The 12,206-nt window shown below is 46.4% G+C and carries 11 protein-coding genes; 1 reads left to right on the top strand and 10 read right to left on the bottom strand.

Features of this window, described 5'->3' with window-relative positions:
- Nucleotides 1–51: 51 nt before the first annotated feature.
- On the bottom strand, nucleotides 52–192 hold the full coding sequence (locus RQP50_RS14370) for a hypothetical protein (protein ID WP_315745817.1): 141 nt from the start codon (nucleotides 190–192) through the stop codon (nucleotides 52–54).
- A 451-nt stretch (nucleotides 193–643) separates the two neighbouring features.
- Here RQP50_RS14370 and RQP50_RS14365 point away from each other — a divergent pair, with 451 nt between their 5' ends.
- A complete protein-coding gene (locus RQP50_RS14365) occupies nucleotides 644–2,644 on the top strand; it encodes a CAP domain-containing protein (RefSeq protein WP_315745816.1) in 2,001 nt (666 codons plus the stop codon).
- Between the two features lie 119 nt (nucleotides 2,645–2,763).
- Here RQP50_RS14365 and RQP50_RS14360 read toward each other — a convergent pair whose 3' ends face one another.
- From RQP50_RS14360 to abc-f, 9 genes are all read right to left on the bottom strand, one after another.
- Nucleotides 2,764–3,045 (bottom strand): IS3 family transposase, encoded by a 282-nt coding sequence (locus tag RQP50_RS14360; RefSeq protein WP_315745815.1) that lies wholly within the window; start codon nucleotides 3,043–3,045, stop codon nucleotides 2,764–2,766.
- Nucleotides 3,046–3,185: 140 nt separating this feature from the next.
- Nucleotides 3,186–4,103, bottom strand: a complete 918-nt coding sequence (gene rbsB, locus RQP50_RS14355) for a ribose ABC transporter substrate-binding protein RbsB (protein WP_028533030.1) — start codon at nucleotides 4,101–4,103, stop codon at nucleotides 3,186–3,188.
- 18 nt (nucleotides 4,104–4,121) lie between these two features.
- Nucleotides 4,122–5,090: a ribose ABC transporter permease RbsC gene (gene rbsC, locus RQP50_RS14350; RefSeq protein WP_021253848.1), complete on the bottom strand. Its 969-nt coding sequence runs from the start codon at nucleotides 5,088–5,090 to the stop codon at nucleotides 4,122–4,124.
- A 1-nt stretch (nucleotide 5,091) separates the two neighbouring features.
- The gene (locus RQP50_RS14345) at nucleotides 5,092–6,573 is read right to left on the bottom strand and encodes a sugar ABC transporter ATP-binding protein (RefSeq protein ID WP_142542791.1); all 1,482 of its coding nucleotides are present in this window, start codon (nucleotides 6,571–6,573) and stop codon (nucleotides 5,092–5,094) included.
- 144 nt (nucleotides 6,574–6,717) lie between these two features.
- Nucleotides 6,718–7,116: a D-ribose pyranase gene (gene rbsD, locus RQP50_RS14340; RefSeq protein WP_315745814.1), complete on the bottom strand. Its 399-nt coding sequence runs from the start codon at nucleotides 7,114–7,116 to the stop codon at nucleotides 6,718–6,720.
- 1 nt (nucleotide 7,117) lies between these two features.
- Nucleotides 7,118–7,996 carry a ribokinase gene (gene rbsK, locus RQP50_RS14335; protein WP_315745813.1) on the bottom strand — a complete coding sequence of 293 codons (879 nt, stop codon included), beginning with the start codon at nucleotides 7,994–7,996 and terminating at the stop codon, nucleotides 7,118–7,120.
- Complete coding sequence (locus RQP50_RS14330; RefSeq protein ID WP_072728444.1) at nucleotides 7,989–8,978, bottom strand: LacI family DNA-binding transcriptional regulator; 990 nt, start codon at nucleotides 8,976–8,978, stop codon at nucleotides 7,989–7,991. The genes rbsK and RQP50_RS14330 overlap by 8 nt, the downstream gene beginning before the upstream one ends.
- Before the next feature lie 344 nt (nucleotides 8,979–9,322).
- Entirely contained in the window at nucleotides 9,323–9,967 is a 645-nt protein-coding gene (locus RQP50_RS14325; RefSeq protein WP_083545046.1) for a histidine phosphatase family protein, read from the bottom strand.
- Nucleotides 9,968–10,021: 54 nt separating this feature from the next.
- Nucleotides 10,022–11,779 (bottom strand): ribosomal protection-like ABC-F family protein, encoded by a 1,758-nt coding sequence (abc-f, locus tag RQP50_RS14320; RefSeq protein WP_315745812.1) that lies wholly within the window; start codon nucleotides 11,777–11,779, stop codon nucleotides 10,022–10,024.
- Between the last annotated feature and the right edge of the window lie 427 nt (nucleotides 11,780–12,206).

The raw sequence follows: 12,206 nt of genomic DNA, 5'->3' as shown, positions 1-12,206 counted from the left end.
GTTTGCCTTCTTATTGTAAACGCATCAGCTGCATTGCTGCAAATATCTGCTTCAATTGATGAAGGTCTGCAGACGATTGATGGCTTCTTCCTTCTGCAGAATTGCCAGATTGCGATCCCGATACTTTCCTTCTGTCCGCACGAGAAGCTGGCGCAATTGTTCCGAGTTCATATACACCGGTGCACGATTCACTCCGTCTTCGACTTCTTCACACCGATGGATGGATTCACATTCGTCAGCTCGAATTCATTTAGTGCTTTATAGAAACTTGTCACCGCACAATGCTTGCGATCCATAACGCATTTTCTCCCTCGATTATGCTGCAAAATAGCCTCAAAAAAACTGCGTATAATTGATATTATACGTAGTTTTGGATCTGAGTGGCAAATAAATCTGACCGCATCAATTGATTAAGCTAGCCTTTCAACCATTCATAGAAAAGCGACAACCATTACATTACAATACCATAGCATCATAGCTATAAAGTTGTTGTTAAAAGAGAAGGCAGCATATGAAGAGTCTTGGAGATCTTTCCAAGGTTTTTTTCACATGGGTATTTTGACTTATATAAAAAGGAATTGGTATCGTCCTGTCGAACTATTACAAGGATCTACAAATTCCTACAAGGAGACGATTATGCATCATGTTTACAATCACAAATTGGAATAGCGAATTAAGCCATAGGCGATTCCGCATGAACATTGCGCGCCTTGGGCTTTTTGCACTATTCCTTGCGCTAGTCTTTTACTTTATTTTTATGCCGCTTAATAAGGCAGCCGCAAGCGCTGACTCAACGGCTTACACACAGGATCAATTAGATGCCCTTGAGATGCTGAATGGGGTTCGCCTAAGTGTTGGCCTGCCGCCTGTAAAGCTTAATAAAGAAATAACGCAAGCAGCCATCAATCATGCAAAATATTATAATTTGCACGAACGCGGAAAGAAGGTTACCTTAAGTGCCCATCAAGAAAAAATGGGACTGGAAGGGTTCACGGGGACTGGACCTTTTGAACGAATGAAAGCCGCCGGCTGGAATTATGGAACTTCATACCGAACGGGTGAAGTCATGCATTTTGGACAGAAGAGCAGCACGATGGCCATGCAAGGATGGCTGGATACCGCCTATCATCGTGACATTATTTTAGGTTCTGCCTATAACGAGATCGGGATCGCGCTTGTTGATGGAACAGCTGTTGTGAATCTAGGCGGTTCATACCAGTCCTCCATGCAAAGTAACCGTATCTTTGTCTATCCTTATCAAGGGATGACCAATGTGCCAGTAGGATTCTACGGGAATGAAGTGCCGAATCCATTGGATCAGTTCAATGTCGAGCATTCAGGCTATATTATTTCCGCGTCAGTCCCTGGCAAGCTGGATTGGCATGAAGCAAGCATCTTGGACGAGAAGGGAAATAACGTTCCTTTTTATGCAGAAGTCTCGAGCGGGCGTACCCTATTCCTTTATCCGAAGTCCATATTACAGGGTTATCATACATATCGCATCAATCTGGCATACCGTACCGATAGCTCATCCGAGCCACAGCGCCTATCCTGGTCCTTCAAGACTGGCAAGGGCCATCAAATAGTAAGCATATCGGGAGCTCTGAAAGAGATTCTGATAAATGAAGGCGAAGAGACCTCCATTAAGATGATAGGACGATATGACGATAATGTCACGGAACCGTTGACAGACCAAGTACGTTATGTCAGCAGCAACGCAGCAGGTCTTAAGCTCGTGTCCCCTGCTACCTTCAAGGGAATAAAAGCAGGCAATTATTACGTTACCGCTCATGTGGGGAATTTGTCCTCTGAACGAATTCAGGTCAAGGTGCTGCCGCGCTTAAAGACGAAGACTTATCCGCCACTCAATGCAAGTAAGCCTGCAAGCACGGTAACAGAGGCTGAATTCTGGATGATGTTCCTGCAACAGTATCAAATCCATATTGAGGCTTACGCCCCATCTAAACAGAAGCATGCCGCTGATGCTGCCTACCGGATTGCTGAGATGCGAAACATCCCGCTGCTTGGATTGACCAGCATTCCAGCTAGAGATAAGCCAATTACGAGAGGAAAAGTTGCAGAAATTATAGCTGCGGCTGACGGCGTCCATTACGTCAATTACAATGCCATCTGGTATGTGCTTGGTATGAATTATATGAAAGGGACGACGGATTCAACGCTCACTGGCTTTGAGCCAGACCGTACAATGACTCGCGGAGAGGCTGTTCAATTGCTTACAGAACTGAAGCCGAAGCTGAAGTCATTGCGCGCAAGACCAGCCAGTCGGACACCTGTTGAATTCCTGCCTCCTTTACCTGAACGAGAAGTCTACATAAAGCCTGAAGTGATCAAAGATTATACGCTTATCGCTACCTATCATCCTGATCGCACCTTAACGGTAGAAGGCAAATTCACCATTCTTGCTGGCCAACAGACGACGATGATGGTACAGACGGGCGGGAAGAAGCCAAAACAAATTGAAGATGTAACGGTATCCGTTGATCGTGAAGGCAACTTCAAAGTCACCTCTGGCCCGTACACAGAAGATTCCTTAAACCTAGACTTGAAGACACCTGGAGTTACGTATTGGATTTCTGTCGAAGCCAATGCGATGAATGTCAGTGAATATACACCCAAGCCATAATGCTAATAGTGGATTTTGTATGAACCTTTTTAGGGTGAACATATCTCGAATGTAATAAAACGAACTCCTTGTACTTTAGATGAACTATAACCCTTAATGTGAACAGGATAAAGAAAGCACTACGCTGCCAGAAGATGATTCCTATATTCGTTAGGAGTCATCTTCTTTAATGTCCATTGATATCGCTCGGTATTGTAAAAGTGAGTATACTCGTTAATGCGATTCCGAAGTTCGTCAATACTTGTACAATCTTTGTACTCTAATTCGTCTTTCATATGACCGAATTGACGAATGGTTCGATTAATTAGCTCGAAGAGCAATGGTGTGCTTAATGTTTGTCTTGCTTCGCCTGCCTTTCTAACGTACAGACCCGAGAGAGGCACTTTTTTTAAAGTGTCCATTTCTCGGCTCTTAGTTCACCCAGCATCATGATTAGTGCTTAACAAAAAAAGCTCCCTTAACAGCAGCAGGCCCAAACATGAGCCTGTTTGCTATTATGGAAGCTTCTTAAACGGATAATCGTCCACGCTTATTTCACAACTTATTCCTTAGTCACCAGCTTCAGCGGCGCAGGAATGGTTTTTTCCACTGTCTTGCCCTGCAGCACATCATATGCGGCTTGCACCGCAAGCTGTCCGATCAGGTCAGGCTGCTGTGCTACGGTTGCTGTCAGCTTGCCTTCCTGAATCGATTTTAATGCATCGTCATTGCCATCAAATCCGATAACCGGAATATTTTTGCCGGTGCTCTTAATGGCTTCAATCGCACCTAGCGCCATTTCGTCATTGTGTGCGAACACAGCTTGTACATCAGGATTTGCTTGAAGCAGGTTTTCCATCACGTTGAGACCTTTTGTACGGTCAAAGTCCGCCGTTTGCTTCGCAATAACTTTCAAAGTCTGGTCGGCCACTTCGTGGAAGCCTTTGCCGCGTTCACGGGTCGCTGATGCTCCCGCTACACCTTCAAGCTCAATGACTTTCGCATTTTTGCCGACCAGGTTCTCGATAAATTCAGCCGCCATGCGGCCGCCCTTGACATTATCTGAAGCCACCAGTGCTTCAACGTTGCCGTGATCCGCCGAACGGTCGAGCGTAATGACAGGAATACCAAGGCTATTCGCCGATTGCACGGCAGTCGAGATGGCTGCGGAATCGGTAGGGTTAATCAGAAGTACATTAACGCCTTTTTGCATCAGGTCATCAACGTCATTGCTTTGTTTCGCCGAATCGTTTTGCGCGTCGACGACAATTGTTTCTATGCCGTGTTTTTTAGCTTCGGCTACAACGCCATCTTTCAAGGAAACAAAGAACGGGTTATTCAATGTAGAGACGGACAAACCGATTTTCATATCCTTTAAGTCCCCACCCGCTTTTGGCTTCGCCCAGCTTGGAGGCTCCAGAGAACAGCCGGTAGTTAAAATGAGCAATAACGCTGACAGTATTATCGTTAGCTTTTTCATGTGATTCTCTCCTCTCGCTTAAGCAGATTTCTTCCGGTCGATGAGCACCGCAATCAGAATAACGATACCTTTTACCACCATTTGATAGAAGGAAGATACGCCGAGCAGGTTAAGTCCGTTGTTCAGAGTACCGATAATGAGCGCACCAATCAGCGTACCGACAATTCGTCCGCGGCCTCCGGAAAGGCTTGTACCGCCCAAGACTACCGCAGCGATTGCGTCAAGTTCATAAGATGTACCTGCAGTCGGCTGTGCCGAGTTCAAACGCGAAGTCAAGATAGCCCCGGCCAAAGCGGAGAGCATACCTGCTAAAGAATAAATCATGATTTTAACGCGTGACACTTTAATACCGGATACGATAGCCGCTTTCTCGTTACCCCCGATTGCATAGGTTTTGCGTCCGAAAGCCGTTTTGTGCAAAATCACCCACAGTACTGCGAAGGCAATAATCATCGTGATTGCTGGAACCGGAATACCGAACTGATAACCGCGACCGAACAATTGGAATGTCATGCTGTCACCAAGCCCGGTAATCGGATTTCCGTCCGTATAAACAAGTGTCAGTCCTCTAAATATCGTCATGGTTGCAAGTGTAGCGATAAACGGAGCCATTTTACCCTGTGTAACCAGAAGACCGTTAATCATCCCCATCACACCACCGAGCAAACAGCCGGCGAGGATTGACAAAATCGGATCATATCCGGCTACGAGCATATTGGCTACAAACGCACTTGATAATGCCAGGGTTGAGCCGACGGACAAGTCGATCCCGCCCGTAAGAATGACGAAGGTCATGCCAAACGCAATCAGCGCGTTGATGGATACCTGCCGCAGCAAGTTCAAAATGTTAAGCGGTTCCAAAAAACTTGGGTTAAGAATGGATACAATGACAATCAGTATGAATAGACCAAGTAGTGGTCCGAGTTTCTGCGTCATTTGCGATAGTTGAAAGCCTTTGCTTGTTTTTGTATCATTGATGGTTGTCATATCACTTTCCCCCTGTCGCCAGCGTCATTATTTTTTCCTGTGTCGCTTCTGCTTTCGTTAATTCTCCTGTGATTCGCCCTTCGTGAACAACAACGATGCGGTCGCTCATGCCGAGCACTTCAGGCAATTCGGAAGATACCATAATGATGGCAACGCCATGGCCTGTCAGTTCGTTCATGAGCTGGTAGATTTCGCGCTTAGCGCCAACGTCTACGCCCCGTGTCGGTTCGTCGAGGATTAACAGCTTCGGACCGATGCCTATCCACTTGGCAATAACCACCTTCTGCTGATTACCGCCGGACAAATTTCCAGCTGCGGTCTCCGCTGAATGTGTTTTGATCTGCAGCCGCTTAATTAAGGCATCCACGAACACCTTCTCACTTTGCGTCGAGATGATTCCTTTCTTTGTAAAACCGCTGATACTTGGAAGAACCATGTTATCCCGAACGGAAAAGTCCAGTACCAAGCCTTCGTCTTTGCGGTCTTCCGTAATGAAACCGATTCCATGATTAACTGCGTCGACCGGCTTTCTGATCTCGACCTTCTTGCCGAACATACGGACCTCGCCTTGATCCAGCCGATCCAATCCGAACAGTGCTCTCATGATTTCGGTGCGTCCAGAACCCATCAGGCCAGAGAAACCAACGATTTCACCTTGGTGGACGCTGAAGCTTACATCTTCAAACGATCCTTTGCGAGTTGCATGCTCTACCTCCAGGACAACCTCACCTGGTGAAGGGTTGCGAGCAGGGTAGCGTTCGGTCAGCTCCCTGCCGACCATTTTCTTTACGACTTCATCGAAATTGGTTTCTGGAATTGGCTTGGTGTCTACCGTCCGGCCGTCACGCATAACCGTGATCCGGTCGCAAATTTCGAAGATCTCCTCCATCCGGTGTGAAATGTAAACAATCGATACTCCTTCTTTTTTCAAGGACTGAATGACTTCAAATAGTTTCTGAATTTCTCTTTCCGTCAGCGCAGAGGTTGGTTCGTCCATGATTATGACCTTGGTGTCCGTCAACAGTGCCTTGGCGATTTCAATCATCTGCTGCTGTCCTACCGAGCATTGTCCTGCTTCTATATTCAACGGTATATCAACGGAGAGTCTTTTGAATTGCTCAATTGCAAGCGCCTTCATTTCCTTGGATTTTAGAAGTCCCCAAGTCGAGGACATCTCCTTCCCGATGAACAGGTTGTCCACCACGGTCATGTCAGGCCATATATTTAGCTCCTGATGGATAAAAGCGATACCTTGCCGCTCCGCTTCTTTCGGATTGGCAAAATACGTTTCCTTGCCGTCGATCAGGATGGTTCCTTTATCTCTTGCATGCAGGCCCGTCAGAATGTTCATTAGGGTGGACTTGCCCGCACCGTTTTCGCCCATGAGGGCGTGAACCTCGCCTTCGCGCAGGTCAAAATCAACGCCGGATAGTACCTGGTTGCTGCCGAAGGCTTTGTGGATTCCTTTCATTTGAATCTGCATAATGGCTCCTCCTTACAAGTTTTGCGGAGCATGGCTCCTTTGATTGTTCTTCGCAGCAAAACTACTTCGGAAGCTTACGCTTAGTTTTGCGAACGTTGCTTCTCTGGATGTTCTTTGCAGCAAAACTTACTTCGTAAGCACTTGCTAACCGAAATAGACACCTGCTTGTAAAATGATATTGGCGAACGGTTTAGCCTCGCCCGTGCGAATCACAGCTTTGGCCTTGCGAGTCAGTTCCTTGAATTCTTCGTGAGGACAATCCTCGATTTCACAATCTCCGAATTTATGCTGAATATAAGCATTTGCTTCATGATTTTTCGCTTTGATTTCTTTCGCAATTACCACTTTTTCGATTTGCATATCGGCTGCAATGGCATTGACCGTTTCCTCAAAGCTTGGTGTACCTAACGTTAGCGCCAAATCAATTTTCTTGACCCCTTCCGGGATGGGAAGACCGACGTCGGCGACGACGATTGTATCTGTATGGCCCAAATCGGCCAAAATTTTCGAAATATGACTGTTCAAGATGCCTTGTTTTTTCATGTTACATCTGCGCCTCCACTTCTTGACGATATGGCATGCCGCCCTGCGCACCAAACTTCGTTACAGACAAGGAAGCTGCACGGTTGGCAAAACGGACGCTATCGTAAATCGCTGTTCCTTCAGCCAGTGCGACCGCAAAAGCGGCGTTAAAGGTATCCCCTGCGCCTGTCGTATCCACCACGGCCACTTGGTAAGATGGTACGAGTACTTCATTAGAGCCGTCGAAATAACGTACTCCTTTGCTGCCTTCGGTAATAAACAGTTTGTTCGGATATTTGCGCAGCGCCTCGGAAACGGTTAGAGATGAAAACAGGATTTTCGCTTCATGCTCATTTGGTGTAATATAAGCGGCATTTTCGATTACTTCATCATCAAGTGGACGTGCTGGCGCTGGGTTGAGCAGCAGCGGAATCCCCAGGTTCTTGCAGATCCGGCTGACATGAGTAACGGTTTCCACCGGAATCTCCTGCTGGATCATCACCATATCCGCTCCTTCAAAAGCTTCCCTCGTATGGTCGATATATTCCGGGGTAACTTCATTATTGGCTGCTTTCACAACAACAATACTGTTATCACCTTCTGCCAAAATGATATGCGCTGTTCCACTTTCCATGTGTGGAACCGGTTCCACATTGTCGACACAAACGTTGTTTTGCTTAAAGTTGTTCAAAATTTGCGCTGCGAATGCATCGTCTCCTACGCGCCCGATCATGGTTACGTCGGCTCCGAGCCGCGCTGCGGCAACGGCCTGGTTCGCTCCTTTGCCTCCAGGAACGGTTTTGAAGCTTTCCCCGAGAACCGTTTCACCGGCCCCCGGGCGTTTGGATGATGTAACGACCAAATCAATTGATGAGCTTCCTACTACAATAATTTTAGCCATGTTGCCCCACCTTCCTCATTGTTTCCCGCTCTGTAAATGTCACGGGCATTTGTATGATTTTCTGATCTACATTTTCATTCTCTAATAATTGTATTAAAAGGTCTGCCGAGGCTCTGCCCATATCATAAGCGGGCTGCCTGATCGTCGTCAGTGCTGGTGTTAAGAGACTGCTGAGCGGAATATCGTCAAAGCCGATGATTTGCACGTCATCCGGTACATTCTTGCCAAGCCTAAGCGCTTCATGAAGCACCGCCGTAGCAACAATGTCGTTGCTGGCAATGATGCCATCCGTGTCCGGATAACGCTCGAACAATTCCTTCGCCCATTTTCCTGCTTCCGTGAACGAAAACGATGTAGTCCGGATTACGTTATAATCCATCCCATGACTGTTCAACACATCAATTGCGCCCTGATAACGATCCTGTGCCGGCCGAATGGAAGCCGGCCCCTGCATGACCGTAATCCGCTGACTGCCGCGGGCAATCATTTCATGGGCAGCTATTTTTCCACCTTCATGTCCGTCCGCATATACCGATGGGCGATTGTCCACCGTACGGTCGAGAAATACTACTGGAATCTTCAGCTTCCGATAAATATCTGCATCCGGATGATTCGTGGATGCAATCACACCAACCACATTATTTTGTACGAAGGTTTGGATATATTCTTTTTCTTTTTGTATATTTTCATCGCTATTGCCAAAAATGATTCGAAAATCATTCTCCTGCATCTTATCCTCCACCCCACGCGCCAACTCAGGAAAAAAAGGGTTGGTGATATCAGGGAGTAGGAAACCGATCAGTCTGGATTTTCGCTTGTATAAGGATCTAGCTACTTCATTCGGCGTATAGTGAAGTTCTTTGATTGCGCTTTCAATCTTCCTACGGGTATCATCATGCACATATCCAGTGTCGTTGATTACCCGCGATACGGTTGCTGCGGATACGCCCGCATGTTTCGCTACGTCTCTAATCGTTGCCATCGTTGTTACTCACCTCTAAATATGAAACCGGTTACACATATAAAATAACACAATCATTTACCTTTGACAAGGTTTATGGCTGTTCCATTATCTAGGTAAGATGGCTGGCAGCATCTTTTTAGTGGTCATGGCAGGCTGCGGTTCTGATCAAGTAGTATCTGAGGAGTGTTTGTAGTTGAAAATCTACGACACAAACATTAGTCCTTGACCTTGGATTTCCACCCATTTAGTAAAGATGTTTTGAACCAATGTTTGTGTCGTTCTACAATCATCCTGTAATGCGGTAAAACGGAGGGCGGACCGCCTTCCTCCGAAATGAAGGAACTTTTTGCTTGTTCGGAATCCTATCTCATGAAATCTTGAAGACTGATTTTTTGGACAATCTCATACCCATTCCCCGGCCCTTTGGGCTTAATCACAACAGTCCCCATATAAGGGATCTCACCGACAGCAACACCGGCAGGAAAAGCGTGACCGATAATTACTTTGTTCGTTCCAGACAGGGGTACTACCTCGAACATTTTCTCTACCTGCGTCACAATGCTTTGTTTCTCTGCAGCTGAAATTGTGCTATCGCTAAGCTTAGCGATAGCCGCCAAAGAAGGATCGACAGCCACATTGCCTGAACCAAAGGCAAGTTCTGCCGATTCTCGGGTTCGGCAATATGGACTCGCAACAACTGGATATTGAACAGGAATATTGAGTTTGCGCATAGACTCCCCAAGCATTTTAGCCTGCTCTCTTCCGGTATCACTCAGATTGCGCTGCGTCGAGCAATCATGAAAATCCACGGTCGGTCGATCCTGCCCAACCGTAGCTTCGCCATGCCTCATATACAAAATATATCCGCCTTTTTGTAAGGCGTGCACCACAGAGTCTAATTCATTTTCAGGCATATTCAATCGCACAATACTTCCGCTTTGGAAACCCGACATGAACATCAGAATAGCCATATATATTGGCAGGAGTACATGCTTTTTCATTCTCATATTGTTGGACACCCTCTCATGCACGTATGTACTCCTATGATTCGTTACATTCAGCTATTTATGCCTAGATTGATCCAAATGCTTCTTTCTGTGGAGCCACAACTGGTATTCCTCATCTAGTACCGTATACTTCTTATCTCCTGGTTTACACAGTGATAGCTCGGCTAAAATGTGGGATAACTTATGTTCTACCATTAACCGATCATACACCTCATCTGAGGAGGCCATCTGATCCGAACCTTGTCCATCATCGCCAACTTGCACTGCCTGACTTAATGAGCGTTGTGACAGTGTCACTTTGCCGTCATGAAAAACCAGCCATTTTTGACATACTCGTTCGAGAAAATACCGATCATGGGAAGCGATCAGCATCGTTCCAGAATACGAGGTTAACGTTTCCTCCAGTTGCGTCCTGCTCTGTAAATCCAAATGGTTCGTTGGTTCGTCCAGAACAAGCACATCGGAACGATTGACGATCAAGTTCGCGATTTTGAGACGCATCCGTTCTCCTAGGCTCAACTGCTTCATCGGCTTCATCAACATTTCTGCCTCAATCCCCATCTGAGCGAGTACCATGCGTACTTCGGCAAGACTATCAGAGTCGTACCCGTACCATTCCAATGCGCATTGCTCCGCATCCAGATCGTCCAGCTCCTGAGATAAGTAGGCGGGCTTGATGCTTGGACTTAGCCAGATCTCTCCACGATCAGGTTGAAGCTGCCCTATTAACATCCGGATAAGTGTTGATTTCCCGCACCCATTTGGCCCTAGAAGTCCGATTCTATCTCCACGCTGAACGGTAAATGAACTATCCTGGAACAGCAGCTTATTCCCTACAGATTTATGAATCCGATTGGCTTCCAACATTCGTCTCCCCCGTTTGTCGGGATGATCAAATTCAAAATAAATCTGCTGCTCCTTTCGCGGCTTCTGAATTCCTTCACATTCGATTCGACGAAGCCTTTTTATCCTCGATTTCACCTGTCGATCCATTTTCTTGGCCTTGGTACGATAGAACTCCTTGATGCCAGTACGCATCTCTGCCATTTTGCCAACTTTACCTGCTTCTCGATGCGCCTTGGAAGACCACTGTTCCAAGCGGTGGATTTCCGCTTCTATTTTTGCTTTATACTTTTGCTCGGTCTCATATTGATGCAGCTGATTCTGATATCTTCGAGCTTTTTCATCCCGATACGCGCTGTAGTTCCCCATGTATTCATGAGCAACCCCATCCTCTAGCTCAATAATGCGCTGGACCGTCCGATCAAGAAAATATCGATCATGCGAGATGACAAGCATCGAACCATCGTATGAATTCAGTTCTCGAATCAACCATTCCACGCCATCCAAGTCTAGATGGTTCGTAGGCTCATCTAAAAGTAATAAATGAGGGCGAGTTGACCAGATATGAGCTAGCGCCATCTTCGTGCGCTCCCCTCCGCTCAGATGACGAGCTCTCTCCATTTCCCACGACTGCACCTGTCTTACGCCCATCATGCTTGTTGCAGTCATGAATGAGGAAGCCCCATCCTTCTCCAGCATGCACTCCGACATCTCACTGAACATTTGAACTGAATACGAAGTCGATTGCCTTAAATATCCGATATCAATCGAATCTCCGAAACAAGTGATCACACCTGTGTCCGGCTTTACTGTTCCATATAGTAACTGGGCGAGTGTCGTTTTGCCTGCACCATTGCATCCGACCAGTCCAATGCGATCCCCCTTGGCAATATCGAGCTGAACATTTCGTAGCACCTGTAAATCTCCAAAGGCTTTCGCTAAATTTCTGCAGCTTAACAACAACGTCATACGTTTACCTCCTTTATCCGCGCAACTAAGCGCAACAAAAAAAACTCACCGGCCTCTGCCGATGAGTCACGATTAGATTGTGCGATAAAGAAACCCTAACGTAAACAAATAGCATACCCTCCATAAGCACTCTGTAGCTTACGCATAGGTACAGGTCGCGGCAAAACAAAACAGGAGCAAGCTAATTCAGCCTGCACTGCTTCCTCTGTCCGAACTATTACGATAAGGAGTATCTGTAAATAGGCACACGTGTTTTCTAACCATTCCACCATTGTGGCAGAGCACAGGATCGTTGTTATCCAATTCCATAACGAGTCCAATTAGTTAGTCCACATGTCCTTAAATAGATACCTCCTCTTACATATTCGTTTCTAGCCTATCACATTAAACTAAAAAAGTATACAAGTATTGATCATTAATTCATATA

It is taken from the genome of Paenibacillus suaedae (assembly GCF_032337355.1).
In the GTDB taxonomy this organism is placed as follows: domain Bacteria; phylum Bacillota; class Bacilli; order Paenibacillales; family Paenibacillaceae; genus Paenibacillus_B; species Paenibacillus_B suaedae.
This window is presented reverse-complemented; position numbering and strand designations above follow the sequence as displayed.